The organism is Lysinibacillus sp. FSL R7-0073, assembly GCF_038009065.1.
Lineage (GTDB): Bacteria > Bacillota > Bacilli > Bacillales_A > Planococcaceae > Lysinibacillus > Lysinibacillus fusiformis.
Genome location: NZ_JBBPAS010000001.1, coordinates 3722172 through 3739949 on the forward strand (window position 1 = coordinate 3722172; position 17778 = coordinate 3739949).

General features: G+C 45.1%; 8 protein-coding genes, 40 tRNA genes and 4 rRNA genes. 7 read left to right on the forward strand and 45 right to left on the reverse strand.

All coding sequences use genetic code 11. The features are described 5' to 3' along the window. Nucleotides 1-132: 132 nt before the first annotated feature. The 3 genes from MKY88_RS18580 to MKY88_RS18590 are packed head-to-tail and all read left to right on the forward strand — an operon-like array spanning nt 133 to nt 3002. Nucleotides 133-1134, forward strand: a complete 1002-nt coding sequence (locus tag MKY88_RS18580) for a FecCD family ABC transporter permease (protein ID WP_340814412.1) — start codon at nt 133-135, stop codon at nt 1132-1134. Beyond that, the gene (locus tag MKY88_RS18585; protein WP_328203650.1) at nt 1134-2189 is read left to right on the forward strand and encodes a FecCD family ABC transporter permease; all 1056 of its coding nucleotides are present in this window, start codon (nt 1134-1136) and stop codon (nt 2187-2189) included. Before MKY88_RS18580 ends, MKY88_RS18585 begins: the two co-directional genes overlap by 1 nt. Before the next feature lie 15 nt (nt 2190-2204). After that, the gene (locus tag MKY88_RS18590) at nt 2205-3002 is read left to right on the forward strand and encodes an ABC transporter ATP-binding protein (protein WP_328203647.1); all 798 of its coding nucleotides are present in this window, start codon (nt 2205-2207) and stop codon (nt 3000-3002) included. Nucleotides 3003-3122: 120 nt separating this feature from the next. Here the strand turns inward: MKY88_RS18590 and MKY88_RS18595 are convergent. The 22 genes from MKY88_RS18595 to MKY88_RS18700 all read right to left on the reverse strand — a co-directional run bounded on the left by MKY88_RS18595 (nt 3123) and on the right by MKY88_RS18700 (nt 6418). Then, nucleotides 3123-3194: transfer RNA gene (locus tag MKY88_RS18595), tRNA-Glu, on the reverse strand. Between the two features lie 2 nt (nt 3195-3196). Next, nucleotides 3197-3287 (reverse strand) — tRNA-Ser (locus MKY88_RS18600). A gap of 10 nt (nt 3288-3297) precedes the next feature. Next, nucleotides 3298-3374, reverse strand: a tRNA-Asn gene (locus tag MKY88_RS18605). A gap of 7 nt (nt 3375-3381) precedes the next feature. Further along, a tRNA-Ile gene (locus tag MKY88_RS18610) sits at nt 3382-3455 on the reverse strand. A 1-nt stretch (nt 3456) separates the two neighbouring features. Then, nucleotides 3457-3530, reverse strand: a tRNA-Gly gene (locus MKY88_RS18615). A gap of 5 nt (nt 3531-3535) precedes the next feature. After that, nucleotides 3536-3611, reverse strand: a tRNA-Phe gene (locus MKY88_RS18620). Between the two features lie 52 nt (nt 3612-3663). Then, nucleotides 3664-3739: transfer RNA gene (locus MKY88_RS18625), tRNA-Asp, on the reverse strand. 3 nt (nt 3740-3742) lie between these two features. Further along, a tRNA-Met gene (locus MKY88_RS18630) sits at nt 3743-3817 on the reverse strand. Nucleotides 3818-3868: 51 nt separating this feature from the next. Then, a tRNA-Ser gene (locus tag MKY88_RS18635) sits at nt 3869-3961 on the reverse strand. A gap of 15 nt (nt 3962-3976) precedes the next feature. After that, nucleotides 3977-4053, reverse strand: a tRNA-Ile gene (locus MKY88_RS18640). A 7-nt stretch (nt 4054-4060) separates the two neighbouring features. Beyond that, a tRNA-Met gene (locus MKY88_RS18645) sits at nt 4061-4134 on the reverse strand. 26 nt (nt 4135-4160) lie between these two features. Further along, a tRNA-Ala gene (locus MKY88_RS18650) sits at nt 4161-4236 on the reverse strand. 17 nt (nt 4237-4253) lie between these two features. Continuing rightward, nucleotides 4254-4330: transfer RNA gene (locus MKY88_RS18655), tRNA-Pro, on the reverse strand. A gap of 9 nt (nt 4331-4339) precedes the next feature. Continuing rightward, nucleotides 4340-4416, reverse strand: a tRNA-Arg gene (locus MKY88_RS18660). 6 nt (nt 4417-4422) lie between these two features. Then, nucleotides 4423-4511: transfer RNA gene (locus tag MKY88_RS18665), tRNA-Leu, on the reverse strand. 5 nt (nt 4512-4516) lie between these two features. Beyond that, a tRNA-Gly gene (locus MKY88_RS18670) sits at nt 4517-4591 on the reverse strand. Between the two features lie 36 nt (nt 4592-4627). Beyond that, nucleotides 4628-4712: transfer RNA gene (locus tag MKY88_RS18675), tRNA-Leu, on the reverse strand. Between the two features lie 23 nt (nt 4713-4735). Then, nucleotides 4736-4811 (reverse strand) — tRNA-Lys (locus MKY88_RS18680). An 8-nt stretch (nt 4812-4819) separates the two neighbouring features. Continuing rightward, nucleotides 4820-4895: transfer RNA gene (locus MKY88_RS18685), tRNA-Thr, on the reverse strand. 3 nt (nt 4896-4898) lie between these two features. Then, nucleotides 4899-4974, reverse strand: a tRNA-Val gene (locus MKY88_RS18690). Nucleotides 4975-4984: 10 nt separating this feature from the next. Continuing rightward, a 5S ribosomal RNA gene (rrf, locus tag MKY88_RS18695) occupies nt 4985-5100 on the reverse strand. A 247-nt stretch (nt 5101-5347) separates the two neighbouring features. Beyond that, nucleotides 5348-6418: a cysteine desulfurase family protein gene (locus MKY88_RS18700; protein WP_069483407.1), complete on the reverse strand. Its 1071-nt coding sequence runs from the start codon at nt 6416-6418 to the stop codon at nt 5348-5350. A gap of 100 nt (nt 6419-6518) precedes the next feature. Here MKY88_RS18700 and nadB point away from each other — a divergent pair, with 100 nt between their 5' ends. From nadB to MKY88_RS18720, 4 genes are all read left to right on the forward strand, one after another. Further along, the gene (gene nadB, locus MKY88_RS18705) at nt 6519-8105 is read left to right on the forward strand and encodes an L-aspartate oxidase (RefSeq protein ID WP_340814413.1); all 1587 of its coding nucleotides are present in this window, start codon (nt 6519-6521) and stop codon (nt 8103-8105) included. Continuing rightward, a complete protein-coding gene (nadC, locus tag MKY88_RS18710) occupies nt 8062-8922 on the forward strand; it encodes a carboxylating nicotinate-nucleotide diphosphorylase (protein WP_328203587.1) in 861 nt (286 codons plus the stop codon). The genes nadB and nadC overlap by 44 nt, the downstream gene beginning before the upstream one ends. Further along, nucleotides 8909-10012 carry a quinolinate synthase NadA gene (nadA, locus tag MKY88_RS18715; RefSeq protein WP_340814414.1) on the forward strand — a complete coding sequence of 368 codons (1104 nt, stop codon included), beginning with the start codon at nt 8909-8911 and terminating at the stop codon, nt 10010-10012. Before nadC ends, nadA begins: the two co-directional genes overlap by 14 nt. 140 nt (nt 10013-10152) lie before the next feature. Next, complete coding sequence (locus tag MKY88_RS18720; RefSeq protein WP_258270615.1) at nt 10153-10569, forward strand: VOC family protein; 417 nt, start codon at nt 10153-10155, stop codon at nt 10567-10569. Between the two features lie 75 nt (nt 10570-10644). Here the strand turns inward: MKY88_RS18720 and MKY88_RS18725 are convergent. The 23 genes from MKY88_RS18725 to MKY88_RS18835 all read right to left on the reverse strand — a co-directional run bounded on the left by MKY88_RS18725 (nt 10645) and on the right by MKY88_RS18835 (nt 17598). Next, a tRNA-Glu gene (locus MKY88_RS18725) sits at nt 10645-10716 on the reverse strand. Between the two features lie 2 nt (nt 10717-10718). Then, nucleotides 10719-10809: transfer RNA gene (locus MKY88_RS18730), tRNA-Ser, on the reverse strand. Between the two features lie 10 nt (nt 10810-10819). Then, nucleotides 10820-10896 (reverse strand) — tRNA-Asn (locus tag MKY88_RS18735). Nucleotides 10897-10903: 7 nt separating this feature from the next. Beyond that, nucleotides 10904-10977, reverse strand: a tRNA-Ile gene (locus tag MKY88_RS18740). A gap of 1 nt (nt 10978) precedes the next feature. After that, nucleotides 10979-11052 (reverse strand) — tRNA-Gly (locus MKY88_RS18745). Between the two features lie 5 nt (nt 11053-11057). Then, nucleotides 11058-11133: transfer RNA gene (locus tag MKY88_RS18750), tRNA-Phe, on the reverse strand. A gap of 52 nt (nt 11134-11185) precedes the next feature. Continuing rightward, nucleotides 11186-11261: transfer RNA gene (locus MKY88_RS18755), tRNA-Asp, on the reverse strand. A 3-nt stretch (nt 11262-11264) separates the two neighbouring features. Next, a tRNA-Met gene (locus tag MKY88_RS18760) sits at nt 11265-11339 on the reverse strand. Nucleotides 11340-11390: 51 nt separating this feature from the next. After that, nucleotides 11391-11483, reverse strand: a tRNA-Ser gene (locus tag MKY88_RS18765). Nucleotides 11484-11498: 15 nt separating this feature from the next. Next, nucleotides 11499-11575, reverse strand: a tRNA-Ile gene (locus MKY88_RS18770). 7 nt (nt 11576-11582) lie between these two features. Beyond that, nucleotides 11583-11656: transfer RNA gene (locus MKY88_RS18775), tRNA-Met, on the reverse strand. A gap of 26 nt (nt 11657-11682) precedes the next feature. Beyond that, nucleotides 11683-11758 (reverse strand) — tRNA-Ala (locus tag MKY88_RS18780). Between the two features lie 17 nt (nt 11759-11775). Continuing rightward, a tRNA-Pro gene (locus MKY88_RS18785) sits at nt 11776-11852 on the reverse strand. Nucleotides 11853-11861: 9 nt separating this feature from the next. Next, nucleotides 11862-11938: transfer RNA gene (locus MKY88_RS18790), tRNA-Arg, on the reverse strand. Nucleotides 11939-11944: 6 nt separating this feature from the next. After that, nucleotides 11945-12033, reverse strand: a tRNA-Leu gene (locus MKY88_RS18795). A 5-nt stretch (nt 12034-12038) separates the two neighbouring features. Further along, nucleotides 12039-12113, reverse strand: a tRNA-Gly gene (locus MKY88_RS18800). Nucleotides 12114-12149: 36 nt separating this feature from the next. After that, nucleotides 12150-12234 (reverse strand) — tRNA-Leu (locus MKY88_RS18805). A gap of 23 nt (nt 12235-12257) precedes the next feature. Further along, nucleotides 12258-12333: transfer RNA gene (locus MKY88_RS18810), tRNA-Lys, on the reverse strand. A gap of 8 nt (nt 12334-12341) precedes the next feature. Beyond that, nucleotides 12342-12417, reverse strand: a tRNA-Thr gene (locus MKY88_RS18815). A 3-nt stretch (nt 12418-12420) separates the two neighbouring features. Further along, nucleotides 12421-12496, reverse strand: a tRNA-Val gene (locus MKY88_RS18820). A 10-nt stretch (nt 12497-12506) separates the two neighbouring features. Next, nucleotides 12507-12622: ribosomal RNA gene (gene rrf, locus MKY88_RS18825) — 5S ribosomal RNA — on the reverse strand. A 188-nt stretch (nt 12623-12810) separates the two neighbouring features. After that, nucleotides 12811-15738, reverse strand: a 23S ribosomal RNA gene (locus MKY88_RS18830). A 308-nt stretch (nt 15739-16046) separates the two neighbouring features. After that, nucleotides 16047-17598: ribosomal RNA gene (locus MKY88_RS18835) — 16S ribosomal RNA — on the reverse strand. The 16S, 23S and 5S rRNA genes sit together here with 20 tRNA genes alongside, the layout of an rRNA operon. Between the last annotated feature and the right edge of the window lie 180 nt (nt 17599-17778).

Below are 17778 nucleotides of genomic sequence, written 5' to 3' on the forward strand. Positions count from 1 at the left end.
TGTTTAAGCATAATTGACGAGAATGAAAATCAGTTTCATTTGTCTCTTAGAACGTTACTAATCTTATTGTATGAACTTATCAGTGTCAATACCTATTTTAATAATTATGAAAGAAAAGAGTATAGTTTAAACATGATTTTAAAAAATAATTATTCTAAAACGTTCGCTTTAATCATAGGGGTTTTGCTACTACTTCTTTGCATGGGCATAAGTATTGTCTATGGCTATGCAAATACTTCTATTCAAACTACCTTTGAATCTTTTTTTCATTTTAACCATTCAAATGAGCATATTATTATTCAAAATGTTCGTATTCCAAGAGCACTTATAGCCAGTTGTGTCGGAGCATCGTTAGCTATTACAGGTGTACTTATGCAAACTTTAACGAAAAATCCTTTAGCTTCTCCTGGAATATTGGGAATAAATGCTGGAGCAGGATTTGCAGTTGTCTTTGCCATGATTTTTTTCAATATCTCAGGTTTACAATCATTTGCATGGATCGCCTTTCTAGGTGCTGCCATCGCGGCACTAGCTGTTTATGCAATCAGTTTCTCCGGAAGAGATGCCGTTACACCTGTGAAAATTACTTTAGCAGGCGCTGCCATTAGTGCACTTTTTGCATCATTTACACAAGGGTTACTCGCTACAAATGAAGCAGAACTTGAGCAAGTATTGTTTTGGCTAGCTGGCTCTGTACAAGGGCGAAAACTCGAAATTCTGCTATCAGTTCTCCCATATTTAATCATCGGGTGGTTAGCTGCTCTAGTCATTTCCCCTAAAATGAATACTCTTGCGCTAGGAGATGACGTGGCAAGAGGATTAGGATTACGTTTAGGGTTAATGAAAATAACTGTAGGTTTGATTGTTATTTTTTTAGCAGGGGGTGCTGTTGCTATCGCTGGCCCCATCGGTTTTATTGGCATTGTAGTTCCTCATTTTGCGCGTAAGTTTGTCGGCACAGATCATCGATGGCTTATTCCGATGGCTGCCTTACTTGGAGGCATTTTATTATTGTTAGCGGATGTCGCAGCTCGATATATCATCATGCCACAAGAAGTACCAGTCGGAGTCATGACCGCAATGATTGGCGCGCCATTCTTTATTTACCTTGCGCGAAAAGGTGGAAAAAAATAATGAAAAACATAAGAACAGTCCGTTTATTTCACAAAAAAATATCTTTTTTATTAGATGTACAAGCTACGAAAAAATTACTGGTGATTAGCTTTCTAACACTAGCAGTTTTCTTTCTTAGCGCATCATTCGGTGATTCTTTTATTAATCCTTTTAAAGTTTTACAAACTCTCTTCGGCCAAGGCTCTGATTTTGATCAGTTGATCATTATTGATTTTCGAATGCCCCGAATTTTTATGGCTATGTTTACTGGCATGGCGCTAGCCGTAGCAGGTGCCGTTTTACAAGGAATCATTAAAAATCCACTGGCCTCTCCCGATATTATCGGAATATCTGCTGGTGGCGGTGCAGCAGTTGTTGGTTTCTTAGCCATTTTCAGTGACTCTAATCACTCTTTAACAGTCAGTATAGAATGGATGCCATTAGCAGGTTTTATTGGTGCTACTGTTGTTGGGTGTTTGGTTTACCTATTTGCATGGAAAGAGGGTGTTACGCCAAATCGTCTTGTTTTAATCGGTATTAGTGTATCCGCATTGATGCAAGCCATTACGACCATGCTAATGATTATTGGTCCAATCTACCAAGCGAGTGAAGCGAATAAGTGGATTACTGGGAGCGTCAAAAGCGCAGACTGGGATCAAGTTCAAATCGTTGTGCCCTTAATACTAGTACTCCTACTTGTCACCTTCTTTACTACACGACAGTTAAATGTACAAGAATTAGGTGATGATACAGCGGCAGGATTAGGACAATCCGTTCAAAAAACTCGTCTATATTTAATTCTTTTATGTTGCTGCTTAGTAGCAAGTGCCATTTCCTTTGCGGGGGCAATTGGATTTGTAGGGTTGATGGCCCCTCATATCGCACGTCGTATCGTTGGTTCATCGTTCGGAGTACTTGTGCCAACATCCGCAGCCATTGGAGCATTGCTCGTAATGATTGCTGATATTATCGGTCGTACTGCGTTTAGCCCTTTAGAAGTGCCAGCTGGTGTCTTTACTGCTGCCATCGGTGCTCCTTATTTTATCTATTTATTATTTAGAAATCCTAATAAATAAAGGAGTCCATACAACATGACTGAATCCTTATTAACTAAATCCCTAACATTAAGTTATGGTGATTCCAATATTATCGAAGATCTCAATTTATCTATCCCTTTGAATGAAATTACTGTCTTGATTGGAGCGAATGGCTGTGGTAAATCTACACTTCTACGCTCCATTGCTCGATTATTAAAACCAAAAAAGGGATCTGTTTTATTAGATGGCGAAGATATTTTTAAACTATCTACAAAGCAAGTAGCTAAAAACCTTTCTATTCTTCCTCAATCACCAGTAGCACCAGAAGGCTTAACGGTCCTACAGCTTGTTAAACAAGGGCGATTTCCTTATCAAAGTTGGCGCCAGCAATGGACGGTGAAAGATGAGGAAATTGTGCTAAATGCCTTAAAAGCTACAGGAACGGAGCAATTACAAGATAGACCAGTGGACGAGCTATCAGGTGGGCAACGTCAACGTGCATGGATTGCTATGACACTCGCTCAAGATACAGATATTATTCTGTTAGATGAGCCTACAACCTATCTAGATCTAACTCATCAAATAGAAGTGCTAGATTTATTATTTGAATTAAATCAACTGCAAAAGCGAACAATTATTATGGTCTTACATGATATAAATCTCGCTTGTCGTTATGCTGATCATATCATTACTGTGCGTGATCGTGGAGTTTATCGTCAAGGTAAGCCTGAAGAGATCATGACAACAGAATTAGTTAGCCATGTATTTGATCTTGAATGTCAAATGACATCAGATCCTATCTTTGGAACACCTTTATGTATTCCTTATGGTAAAGGACGAAATATTACGTAAGTCTTCAAAAAACAACGAGCCTTCGCAGATTCATTATCTGGCGAAGGCTTTCTTGTTACTTTTTCTTTTCAGCTCATAAAAAAAGTACAGTAGATGTAAATTCATCTACTGTACTTAGTATGACCCGTACGGGATTCGAACCCGTGTTACCGCCGTGAAAGGGCGGTGTCTTAACCACTTGACCAACGGGCCCATGGCGGAGAAGGAGGGATTTGAACCCTCGCGCCGGTTACCCGACCTACACCCTTAGCAGGGGCGCCTCTTCAGCCTCTTGAGTACTTCCCCACAAAAAAAATGGCTCCGAAGGCAGGACTCGAACCTGCGACAACCTGATTAACAGTCAGGTGCTACTACCAACTGAGCTACTTCGGAATAATGATGGGCCTAAATGGACTCGAACCATCGACCTCACGCTTATCAGGCGTGCGCTCTAACCAGCTGAGCTATAGGCCCTTGGAGCGGGTGATGGGAATCGAACCCACGACATCAGCTTGGAAGGCTGAGGTTTTACCATTAAACTACACCCGCATAAATGGTGGGTCAGGACGGAATCGAACCGCCGACACTTAGAGCTTCAATCTAATGCTCTACCAACTGAGCTACTGACCCATTTCGTCCATGCTAAGCTTGCTCACTCTTTGCTTCTCATGTCTATAAAAAATGGCGGTCCCGACCGGGATCGAACCGGCGATCTCCTGCGTGACAGGCAGGCATGTTAACCGCTACACCACGGGACCATTTGGTTGCGGGGGCCGGATTTGAACCAACGACCTTCGGGTTATGAGCCCGACGAGCTACCACTGCTCCACCCCGCGATAATCTTATTGTCTTTTCGAGTTTTTAAAGCACCATTTATGAATATAAACTGGAGGAGGTAGAGGGATTCGAACCCCCGCGCGGTGTTACCCGCCTGTCGGTTTTCAAGACCGATCCCTTCAGCCAGACTTGGGTATACCTCCGTAACAATATATAAATGGTGGACCTTGCAGGACTCGAACCTGCGACCGGACGGTTATGAGCCGTCTGCTCTAACCAACTGAGCTAAAGGTCCTTTAAGATGGCGGCAGAGGGGATCGAACCCCCGACCTTACGGGTATGAACCGTACGCTCTAGCCAGCTGAGCTACGCCGCCAGGATCTTTATACTGGTTAATTACTATGGTGGAGCCTAGCGGGATCGAACCGCTGACCTCCTGCGTGCAAGGCAGGCGCTCTCCCAGCTGAGCTAAGGCCCCATAATATTTTTTGGAAATGGTCGGGAAGACAGGATTCGAACCTGCGACCCCTTGGTCCCAAACCAAGTGCTCTACCAAGCTGAGCTACTTCCCGTTCGTTTTATGGCGCGCCCGACAGGAGTCGAACCCATAACCTTCTGATCCGTAGTCAGACGCTCTATCCAATTGAGCTACGGGCGCATAAAATGGTGCCGAGGACCGGAATCGAACCGGTACGGTAGTCACCTACCGCAGGATTTTAAGTCCTGTGCGTCTGCCAGTTCCGCCACCCCGGCACATTTGGAGCGGAAGACGAGGTTCGAACTCGCGACCCCCACCTTGGCAAGGTGGTGTTCTACCACTGAACTACTTCCGCATGTGCATAAGTTTTTTTATCTGGCATATTGAAAAATGGTGCGGGTGAAGGGAGTCGAACCCCCACGCCTTGCGGCGCTAGATCCTAAGTCTAGTGCGTCTGCCAATTCCGCCACACCCGCTTAATATGGTTGGTACTTATAAATGGTGAGCCATGAAGGACTCGAACCTTCGACCCTCTGATTAAAAGTCAGATGCTCTACCAACTGAGCTAATGGCTCGTCTGAAATGGTGCCGGCTATAGGAATCGAACCCACGACCTACTGATTACAAGTCAGTTGCTCTACCTGCTGAGCTAAACCGGCAAATGGTGGAGGATGACGGGCTCGAACCGCCGACCCTCTGCTTGTAAGGCAGATGCTCTCCCAGCTGAGCTAATCCTCCTGGGTATTATGCCTAGCGACGTCCTACTCTCACAGGGGGAAGCCCCCAACTACCATCGGCGCTAAAGAGCTTAACTTCCGTGTTCGGTATGGGAACGGGTGTGACCTCTTTGCCATCATCACTAGACTGCTTTATTATGTATCTTGTTTTGAAGTTATTTACCTGTCCTTCAAGACAAGAATTATTGTATAACGTTTTCTCATATTGTGCAATACTTTTTTATAAAAAAAAGAAATTATTACTTTTAAGAGATATTTTTGTTAAGTAAGAGAAAATATTGCCCTGCAAAATATTATATCAATAGTTGTTTCAAAAGAAAACAATTATTTTTTATCTATATATTTTCAGCTTATATCTTGCTTAAAACTTTCTACTAAATAGTAGCAAGTTCCATAGTCAATCTATCAATTTCTTTAAATGTTGTTGAATCTCCGAAAGATATTCTAAAGAATTGGCGTGCCGCTTCCTGTGAATAATTCATAGATAAAATGGCTTTTGTTCCGGATTCGCTATGAATATCACACGCACTTCCTGTTGATATACTGATCCCTGCCTCGTTTAATTTTAATAATACATATTGCCCCTCCACTTTACTCATCATGACACCACAAATATTCGGCAATTGCTGCTTACACTCTATTAGTTGACCTGTTTTAGGTAGACGACTTTTAAAATAACTTCTTAATTTCTCGTAATGCTGTCTTTCATAATTATTATTTTCAACCGCTACCGCAAAGGAAACAATTGAAGGTGTATCTAAAGTCCCCCCTCTTAATCCTCTTTCATGAGTTACGCCTGGTGTTAGTGCTGGAACACGGATTGCAGGGTTTATATAAATAGCACCACATCCTTTAGGTCCTCCTATTTTATGTGCGGAAATTGTCAGAGCGTCTCCCCCTTTTGGTATAGTTAATTTTCCAAAGGATTGTACACAATCTATATGACAGTAAACAACGGATTCTTTTGCTGCTTCGATTATTTTTTCCACAGGTTGAATAGAGCCAATTTCTGAATTTACATGTTGAATAGAGATTAATGCTGTATCTTTTCGAATGGCATTTAGTAGTTGTTCTGAGTCAATACAGCCATCTTTTTGCAACGGTAATTTTGTCACTTCAAAACCCATTTTCTCCAATGTATTCAAAGCTGCATGTACAGACGTATGCTCAGCTTGTGATGAAATAATATGTTTTCCTTTTTTAGAGGCTAATGCTAATGACAAAATGGCTATAATATTTCCTTCCGTTCCGCTTCCAGTAAAGATAACGCCATCACTATTGACGCCGAGTTCATTGGCTATAATCTCTCTTGACTGCTGGATAAAATAATGAGCTTGTCCCCCTAAATCGTGTAGACTTGCGCTATTTCCATAATAACGCTGCGCCACCTCTACATATGCTTCAAGCGCTTTCTTCGTCATTGGTGATGTTGCTGCGTAATCCATGTAGATCATCGTATTCTTCCTCTCTCGTTCAACAGGTCTTGTTTTCTTTTTTATTTTATGTAAAGATAGGTGTAAAGACAACTGTAAAGAAGGTATAACTATGGATGTAAAGACAGACGTCCTTATAATTGGCAGTGGTATTGCAGCACTTCAGGCAGCTCTACTACTCGAAAAACATTTTAAAATACAAATAGTTACAAAATCATCCGCCCTTACGAGTAGTTCCTATCGTGCACAGGGTGGTATTGCCGCCGTGACAAGTGAGGAGGATCATATTGATTGCCATGTTGCGGATACATTGAAGGCCGGAGAGTTTCATCATGAAAGTAGACATGTCCAAACGCTCATAGAGGAAGGCGCAAAAATAATGCGTAGCTACCTTAAAGCTGGTTTTCCTATTGATCGACATAGCAATGGAGCACCTGCTCTAGGTCTGGAGGGGGCACATAGCCATCATCGTATTCTTCATGCAGGTGGTGATCGTACTGGTCAAATTTTCATAGATTACTTGCTTCATAAACTTTCACCTAATACAAAGGTAAATTGCTATGAAATGGCCTATGAACTTTTACTAAATACTAATGGTGACTGTGTAGGTGTACTTACAAAAGGAAGCGAAGGCACTAAACGCTATTTTGCCCATCATGTTATTTTAGCGACAGGTGGTGCAGGATCACTTTATTCAAGTACATCTAATTATCCAACAAATACTGGTGATGGAATTGCTTTAGCCTTTCGAGCTGGAGCTGCAATCAGTGATATGGAATTTATGCAGTTTCATCCAAGTCTGCTTTGGTGTGAAAACGAGGCAAAAGGGTTGATTTCTGAAGCAGTACGAGGAGCTGGCGGTATCTTTGTCGATGCCCAACGTCGTCCAATTATGAAGGGCATTCATGCACAACTTGACTTAGCGCCAAGACATATTACAGCACTCACACTATTTAAGAAACGGGCTGCTGGTGAGGAAACATTCCTTGATATATCCTCCATCCAAAATTTTGATGTTAAATTTCCATCAATCACACAGCTTTGCCGTAACAACCATGTTGACTTACAAGATGGCCTGATTCCTGTTTCACCAGGTAGTCATTTTTTAATGGGCGGTATTATCGCTGATGATAAAGGAAGAACCACTATAGCCAACTTGTATGCTATCGGCGAAGTGGCTTGTACAGGGGTCCACGGAGCTAATCGTTTAGCTAGTAACTCCCTATTAGAAGGAATTACTTTTGGTCAAAAAACGGCACATTTCATTATTCAACAAGGCTGTAGCCAAAAAGATTTCTTACTTGCTAACGATAAAAATGTCGATTCAATGCCTTCATTATTTAGCAAACAACAATTACAGCAACATATGATGCAGTACTTAGGTATCGTTAGAAACGGTAACGACTTGCAATATTCCCTTCAGCAATTACCCTCTATACAAGCACTTCTCCATGCAAATTTAAAGGGTTTGCAACAGACTGAGCTGGAACTATATATGATGCATGTTGTCGCTACATTAATAACCCATGCGGCCTTTACAAGGACTGAAACACGTGGAGCCCACATTCGTAGCGATAAACCCGCAATGGAAGCACAATGGGCAAACCGATGGATTATTTTTTCGCAAGGACAAATGAAAGTGAGGAATTCATTGTATGAATATCATCAAACTCGAGGAAATGCTCAAGCAATTTTTTAATGAGGATATAGGTGATGGGGATTTATCGAGTGAATATATTTTTTCTCCTAAAAAGCAAGGAACTTTTTCTTTTTATGCCAAAGAAAGTGGCATTTTTTGTGGCGCACCTATTATTGAGCATGGTTTTCACTTATTAGATCGGTCTATAAAAGTAAACCTTCCTAAAAAAGATGGGGAAGCCGTAGAGGTTGGCGACGTCATTGCCATTATAAATGGCCCCTTACAAAAATTATTAATGGGAGAACGCGTAATTTTAAATCTTATACAACGGATGTCTGCGATAGCTACGGCGGCTCACCTAGCAGTACAGGAAATTGCAGGAACGAACACAAAAATATGCGATACCCGTAAAACGATTCCTGGCTTGCGTATGCTTGATAAATATGCTGTTCGAATCGGTGGTGCTTTTAACCATCGCAATGGTCTATATGATGCAATCATGCTAAAGGATAATCATATTGCTTTTGCTGGTAGCATTACAAACGCCATTCAGGCTGCTAGAGAGAAAGTTGGTCATACCGTTAAAATTGAAGTGGAAATAGAAACAAAAAAACAGCTAGATGAAGCCATTTTAGCTGGAGCAGATATTATAATGTTTGATAATAGAAGTCCTGAAGAAATACGTGCATGGCTGCCTGCTGTTCCTTCTTCTATCACGACTGAAGCGTCAGGAGGCATAACTCTTGAAAATATAAGAGCTTATGCTCAAACAGGTATACAGTGGATTTCACTTGGTTCTCTAACCCACTCAGCCAAAGCCTTTGACATTAGCGCTCTCGTACAAATGAAAGGAGGCTATTCCATTGTCCATCACTAGTTTATTACAGCAGACGACGTTACTTCCTGAGCATTATCGGGCATTATCCGTAACGGAAATGGAATCTCGTATTTTATCAATCAAAAAAAAATTAGGATCCAAGCTTTTTATTCCGGGCCATCACTATCAAAAAGATGAAGTTATTCAATTTGCTGATGCAACGGGAGATTCCTTACAGCTAGCTCAATTATCCGCCGCAAACAAAGAGGCGGAGCACATCGTATTTTGTGGTGTGCATTTTATGGCTGAAACTGCTGATATGCTAACATCAAAACAGCAGCATGTGTATTTACCAGATATGCGTGCAGGTTGCTCGATGGCTGACATGGCTGATATCTATCAAACTGAACAAGCATGGCCCATTTTACAGCAGCTCTTTGGTGATACGATCATTCCACTCACCTATGTTAATTCAACAGCCGCTATTAAAGCCTTTACAGGAAGACATGGTGGTGCATGTGTAACATCCTCTAATGCGAAAGAGCTTGTTCAGTGGGCATTTACACAAAAACAGCGTATCTTCTTTTTACCCGACCAACATTTAGGCAGAAATACTGCTTATGACTTAGGTGTTCCACTCGAAAATATGGCCGTTTGGAATCCACATAAGAATATAATTGAAACTAAACAGCCTCTTGAGAACATCCAAGTTATTCTGTGGAAGGGTCATTGCTCTGTCCATGAAGGATTTACAGTTCTACATACAGAGGCTGTTCGTAAGGGATACCCAGCCATGAGAATTATTGTTCACCCTGAATGTAGTCGTGAGGTTGTAGACGCGGCTGATGATGCTGGCTCAACTAAGTACATTATTGATACAATTAATCAAGCACCTAGTGGATCTGCATGGGCAATAGGGACAGAAATGAATCTGGTCAATCGTATTATAAAGCAGCATCCAGATAAACAGATCATCTCTTTAAATGAAAACTTTTGTCCTTGCCTAACGATGAATCGCATTGATCTCCCCCATTTACTATGGTGCTTAGAAAGTATTGAACAAGGTCAACCACATAACCGTATTCAAGTTGATGGTCATACTAGCACTGAAGCTCTTAGTTCTCTGGAAAGAATGTTAGCAAGAAGATGAATTATGATTTTAAAGCAGAGATGTTGTAAAAAACAATATTTCTGCTTTTTATTTGCTCATAGAATTAAGTATCCGGGTTATCTTCTGAAATTGACACCCATTTATTTTTTATGATAATGTCGATTTGGAGGTGATAAGAAATGTCTTTTCAATCGAAAAATATTTTCATTAATTTACCAGTCAAAAATGTAAAGAAATCCACGTCGTTTTTTCAGGAGTTAGGTTTTGAGTTCAATCAACAATTCAGTGATGAAACGACTTCCTCAATGATTATTAGTGAAAATATTTTTGCTTTACTAATGGTCGAAGATCGTTTCAAAGGATTTAGTAACAAGGAAATAACGGATACTTCTGTTTCTGCGGAAGCAATTTTATGTCTATCTGCAGAAAATCGGGAGCAAGTAGATCAGCTAGTAAATAAGGCACTTGCCTCCGGGGGTAAACCTTATAGTGATCCACAAGATCATGGATTTATGTATGGCTGGGGTTTTCAAGATTTAGATGGGCATATTTGGGAAGTTGTTTATATGGATGAACATGCAATAAATCAAGAGTAAATCGTTTATCTTACATTAGTTTTCTATAAAAAAAACAGTAGACGCAAATGCATCTACTGTTTTTTGTTTTTTGTATGACCCGTACGGGATTCGAACCCGTGTTACCGCCGTGAAAGGGCGGTGTCTTAACCACTTGACCAACGGGCCCATGGCGGAGAAGGAGGGATTTGAACCCTCGCGCCGGTTACCCGACCTACACCCTTAGCAGGGGCGCCTCTTCAGCCTCTTGAGTACTTCCCCACAAAAAAAATGGCTCCGAAGGCAGGACTCGAACCTGCGACAACCTGATTAACAGTCAGGTGCTACTACCAACTGAGCTACTTCGGAATAATGATGGGCCTAAATGGACTCGAACCATCGACCTCACGCTTATCAGGCGTGCGCTCTAACCAGCTGAGCTATAGGCCCTTGGAGCGGGTGATGGGAATCGAACCCACGACATCAGCTTGGAAGGCTGAGGTTTTACCATTAAACTACACCCGCATAAATGGTGGGTCAGGACGGAATCGAACCGCCGACACTTAGAGCTTCAATCTAATGCTCTACCAACTGAGCTACTGACCCATTTCGTCCATGCTAAGCTTGCTCACTCTTTGCTTCTCATGTCTATAAAAAATGGCGGTCCCGACCGGGATCGAACCGGCGATCTCCTGCGTGACAGGCAGGCATGTTAACCGCTACACCACGGGACCATTTGGTTGCGGGGGCCGGATTTGAACCAACGACCTTCGGGTTATGAGCCCGACGAGCTACCACTGCTCCACCCCGCGATAATCTTATTGTCTTTTCGAGTTTTTAAAGCACCATTTATGAATATAAACTGGAGGAGGTAGAGGGATTCGAACCCCCGCGCGGTGTTACCCGCCTGTCGGTTTTCAAGACCGATCCCTTCAGCCAGACTTGGGTATACCTCCGTAACAATATATAAATGGTGGACCTTGCAGGACTCGAACCTGCGACCGGACGGTTATGAGCCGTCTGCTCTAACCAACTGAGCTAAAGGTCCTTTAAGATGGCGGCAGAGGGGATCGAACCCCCGACCTTACGGGTATGAACCGTACGCTCTAGCCAGCTGAGCTACGCCGCCAGGATCTTTATACTGGTTAATTACTATGGTGGAGCCTAGCGGGATCGAACCGCTGACCTCCTGCGTGCAAGGCAGGCGCTCTCCCAGCTGAGCTAAGGCCCCATAATATTTTTTGGAAATGGTCGGGAAGACAGGATTCGAACCTGCGACCCCTTGGTCCCAAACCAAGTGCTCTACCAAGCTGAGCTACTTCCCGTTCGTTTTATGGCGCGCCCGACAGGAGTCGAACCCATAACCTTCTGATCCGTAGTCAGACGCTCTATCCAATTGAGCTACGGGCGCATAAAATGGTGCCGAGGACCGGAATCGAACCGGTACGGTAGTCACCTACCGCAGGATTTTAAGTCCTGTGCGTCTGCCAGTTCCGCCACCCCGGCACATTTGGAGCGGAAGACGAGGTTCGAACTCGCGACCCCCACCTTGGCAAGGTGGTGTTCTACCACTGAACTACTTCCGCATGTGCATAAGTTTTTTTATCTGGCATATTGAAAAATGGTGCGGGTGAAGGGAGTCGAACCCCCACGCCTTGCGGCGCTAGATCCTAAGTCTAGTGCGTCTGCCAATTCCGCCACACCCGCTTAATATGGTTGGTACTTATAAATGGTGAGCCATGAAGGACTCGAACCTTCGACCCTCTGATTAAAAGTCAGATGCTCTACCAACTGAGCTAATGGCTCGTCTGAAATGGTGCCGGCTATAGGAATCGAACCCACGACCTACTGATTACAAGTCAGTTGCTCTACCTGCTGAGCTAAACCGGCAAATGGTGGAGGATGACGGGCTCGAACCGCCGACCCTCTGCTTGTAAGGCAGATGCTCTCCCAGCTGAGCTAATCCTCCTGGGTATTATGCCTAGCGACGTCCTACTCTCACAGGGGGAAGCCCCCAACTACCATCGGCGCTAAAGAGCTTAACTTCCGTGTTCGGTATGGGAACGGGTGTGACCTCTTTGCCATCATCACTAGACTATAGTCGGCTTTCAATATACTTCGCATTTCTTCGTCAGCTTCTGTCGTTCAGTCAGTCACGTACTTGAGTACGCTCCTTCCCTCTCTCCATTGCTTCCTTGAACTACTCGTATCTTGAAACCCTTCATAAAAGAAATTATTCTTTCAAAACTGGATAAACGGTTCATTGAATGCTTCAAACTTTTTTTGGTTAAGTCCTCGATCGATTAGTATTCGTCAGCTCCATGTGTCACCACACTTCCACCTCGAACCTATCTACCTCATCGTCTTTGAGGGATCTTACTTACTTGCGTAATGGGAAATCTCATCTTGAGGGGGGCTTCATGCTTAGATGCTTTCAGCACTTATCCCGTCCACACATAGCTACCCAGCGATGCCTTTGGCAAGACAACTGGTACACCAGCGGTGTGTCCATCCCGGTCCTCTCGTACTAAGGACAGCTCCTCTCAAATTTCCTACGCCCACGACGGATAGGGACCGAACTGTCTCACGACGTTCTGAACCCAGCTCGCGTACCGCTTTAATGGGCGAACAGCCCAACCCTTGGGACCGACTACAGCCCCAGGATGCGATGAGCCGACATCGAGGTGCCAAACCTCCCCGTCGATGTGGACTCTTGGGGGAGATAAGCCTGTTATCCCCGGGGTAGCTTTTATCCGTTGAGCGATGGCCCTTCCATGCGGAACCACCGGATCACTAAGCCCGTCTTTCGACCCTGCTCGACTTGTAGGTCTCGCAGTCAAGCTCCCTTGTGCCTTTACACTCTACGAATGATTTCCAACCATTCTGAGGGAACCTTTGGGCGCCTCCGTTACCTTTTAGGAGGCGACCGCCCCAGTCAAACTGTCCGCCTGACACTGTCTCCTGCCCCGCTAAGGGGCATGGGTTAGAATTTCAATACAACCAGGGTAGTATCCCACCGACGCCTCCTTCGAAGCTGGCGCTCCGAGATCTCTGGCTCCTACCTATCCTGTACAAGTTGTACCAAAATTCAATATCAGGCTACAGTAAAGCTCCACGGGGTCTTTCCGTCCTGTCGCGGGTAACCTGCATCTTCACAGGTACTATAATTTCACCGAGTCTCTCGTTGAGACAGTGCCCAGATCGTTACGCCTTTCGTGCGGGTCGGAACTTACCCGACAAGGAATTTCGCTACCTTAGGACCGTTATAGTTACGGCCGCCGTTTACTGGGGCTTCAATTCGCAGCTTCGCTTGCGCTAACCACTCCTCTTAACCTTCCAGCACCGGGCAGGCGTCAGCCCCTATACGTCACCTTACGGTTTTGCAGAGACCTGTGTTTTTGCTAAACAGTCGCCTGGGCCTATTCACTGCGGCTCTCATGCGCTTGCACGCTCAAGAGCACCCCTTCTCCCGAAGTTACGGGGTCATTTTGCCGAGTTCCTTAACGAGAGTTCTCTCGCACACCTTAGGATTCTCTCCTCGACTACCTGTGTCGGTTTGCGGTACGGGCACCTCTCACCTCGATAGAGGCTTTTCTTGGCAGTGTGAAATCAGGAACTTCGTCCATACGGACTCGCCATCACAGCTCAACGTTACAGTGTGCGGATTTGCCTACACACACGCCTTACTGCTTGGACGCGCATAACCAACAGCGCGCTTACCCTATCCTACTGCGTCCCCCCATTTCTCAAACGGTGAGGAGGTGGTACAGGAATATCAACCTGTTGTCCATCGCCTACGCCTATCGGCCTCGGCTTAGGTCCCGACTAACCCTGAGCGGACGAGCCTTCCTCAGGAAACCTTAGTCATACGGTGGACGGGATTCTCACCCGTCTTTCGCTACTCATACCGGCATTCTCACTTCTAAGCGCTCCACCAGTCCTTCCGGTCTGACTTCAACGCACTTAGAACGCTCTCCTACCACTGACATCGTAGATGTCAATCCACAGCTTCGGTGAATCGTTTAGCCCCGATACATTTTCGGCGCAGCGTCACTCGACCAGTGAGCTATTACGCACTCTTTAAATGATGGCTGCTTCTAAGCCAACATCCTGGTTGTCTGTGCAACGCCACATCCTTTTCCACTTAACGATTACTTTGGGACCTTAGCTGGTGGTCTGGGCTGTTTCCCTTTTGACTACGGATCTTATCACTCGCAGTCTGACTCCCGTGTATAAATATCTGGCATTCGGAGTTTGTCTGAATTCGGTAAACCGGGATGGCCCCCTAGTCCAAACAGTGCTCTACCTCCAGTATTCTCATCACGAGGCTAGCCCTAAAGCTATTTCGGAGAGAACCAGCTATCTCCAAGTTCGATTGGAATTTCTCCGCTACCCACACCTCATCCCCGCACTTTTCAACGTGCGTGGGTTCGGGCCTCCAGTAAGTGTTACCTTACCTTCACCCTGGACATGGGTAGATCACCTGGTTTCGGGTCTACGACCACGTACTATTTCGCCCTATTCAGACTCGCTTTCGCTGCGGCTCCGCCTTCTAAAGCTTAACCTCGCACGTAATCGTAACTCGCCGGTTCATTCTACAAAAGGCACGCTATCACCCATTAACGGGCTCTAACTACTTGTAGGCACACGGTTTCAGGATCTCTTTCACTCCCCTTCCGGGGTGCTTTTCACCTTTCCCTCACGGTACTGGTTCACTATCGGTCACTAGGTAGTATTTAGCCTTGGGAGATGGTCCTCCCGGATTCCGACGGAATTTCACGTGTTCCGCCGTACTCAGGATCCACTCAGGAGAGAACGAACTTTCGACTACAGGGCTTTTACCTGCTCTGGCGGACCTTTCCAAGTCGCTTCATCTAACTCGCTCTTTTGTAACTCCGTATTGAGTGTCCTACAACCCCAAGAGGCAAGCCTCTTGGTTTGGGCTCTTCCCGTTTCGCTCGCCGCTACTCAGGGAATCGATTTTTCTTTCTCTTCCTCCAGGTACTTAGATGTTTCAGTTCCCTGGGTCTGCCTTCAAGACGCTATGTATTCACGTCAAGATACTACGCGATTAAACGTAGTGGGTTCCCCCATTCGGAAATCTCCGGATCAAAGCTCACTTACAGCTCCCCGAAGCATATCGGTGTTAGTGCCGTCCTTCTTCGGCTCCTAGTGCCAAGGCATTCGCCGTGCGCCCTTAATAACTTAACCTATCAGCTTTCAATACACATCACATTTCGTTGTCAGCTTCACTCGTTCATTCAGTCACGTACTGAAGTACGCTCCTTCATTTACTCGATTGCTTCCTAGAACTGCTCGTGTCTTGAAACCTTTTAATGTTATTAAGCCTATAAAAAAACTTAAAAAAATAAATGTGTTTGTTACTATTTCAATGTCGTTTTATCCAGTTTTCAAAGAACAAGTTTTGAAGTATTTCATTCAGAAAGAATGAACCTTCAAAACTGAACGCAAAACGTAATCTTACAAACCCTAGGTTTGTATTCCGAAAATATCCTTAGAAAGGAGGTGATCCAGCCGCACCTTCCGATACGGCTACCTTGTTACGACTTCACCCCAATCATCTATCCCACCTTCGGCGGCTGGCTCCAAAAGGTTACCTCACCGACTTCGGGTGTTACAAACTCTCGTGGTGTGACGGGCGGTGTGTACAAGGCCCGGGAACGTATTCACCGCGGCATGCTGATCCGCGATTACTAGCGATTCCGGCTTCATGTAGGCGAGTTGCAGCCTACAATCCGAACTGAGAACGACTTTATCGGATTAGCTCCCTCTCGCGAGTTGGCAACCGTTTGTATCGTCCATTGTAGCACGTGTGTAGCCCAGGTCATAAGGGGCATGATGATTTGACGTCATCCCCACCTTCCTCCGGTTTGTCACCGGCAGTCACCTTAGAGTGCCCAACTAAATGATGGCAACTAAGATCAAGGGTTGCGCTCGTTGCGGGACTTAACCCAACATCTCACGACACGAGCTGACGACAACCATGCACCACCTGTCACCGTTGCCCCCGAAGGGGAAACCATATCTCTACAGTGGTCAACGGGATGTCAAGACCTGGTAAGGTTCTTCGCGTTGCTTCGAATTAAACCACATGCTCCACCGCTTGTGCGGGCCCCCGTCAATTCCTTTGAGTTTCAGTCTTGCGACCGTACTCCCCAGGCGGAGTGCTTAATGCGTTAGCTGCAGCACTAAGGGGCGGAAACCCCCTAACACTTAGCACTCATCGTTTACGGCGTGGACTACCAGGGTATCTAATCCTGTTTGCTCCCCACGCTTTCGCGCCTCAGTGTCAGTTACAGACCAGATAGTCGCCTTCGCCACTGGTGTTCCTCCAAATCTCTACGCATTTCACCGCTACACTTGGAATTCCACTATCCTCTTCTGCACTCAAGTCTCCCAGTTTCCAATGACCCTCCACGGTTGAGCCGTGGGCTTTCACATCAGACTTAAGAAACCACCTGCGCGCGCTTTACGCCCAATAATTCCGGACAACGCTTGCCACCTACGTATTACCGCGGCTGCTGGCACGTAGTTAGCCGTGGCTTTCTAATAAGGTACCGTCAAGGTACAGCCAGTTACTACTGTACTTGTTCTTCCCTTACAACAGAGTTTTACGAACCGAAATCCTTCTTCACTCACGCGGCGTTGCTCCATCAGGCTTTCGCCCATTGTGGAAGATTCCCTACTGCTGCCTCCCGTAGGAGTCTGGGCCGTGTCTCAGTCCCAGTGTGGCCGATCACCCTCTCAGGTCGGCTACGCATCGTCGCCTTGGTGAGCCGTTACCTCACCAACTAGCTAATGCGCCGCGGGCCCATCCTATAGCGACAGCCGAAACCGTCTTTCAGTGTTTCACCATGAGGTGAAACAGATTATTCGGTATTAGCCCCGGTTTCCCGGAGTTATCCCAAACTATAAGGTAGGTTGCCCACGTGTTACTCACCCGTCCGCCGCTAACGTCAAAGGAGCAAGCTCCTTCTCTGTTCGCTCGACTTGCATGTATTAGGCACGCCGCCAGCGTTCGTCCTGAGCCAGGATCAAACTCTCCATAAAAGAAATTTGATTAGCTCAAATTGTTTTGCTGGCATCAATTTTGATGTCCAAAATTTTGTTTCGTTCACTAGCAAAACTAGTTACTAAAAACTTTATTGATTACGTTTTGCTTGTTCAGTTTTCAAAGTTCATTATTATCTCAGTCGTTTTCAGCGACTTCATTATTATAACTCGTTTATA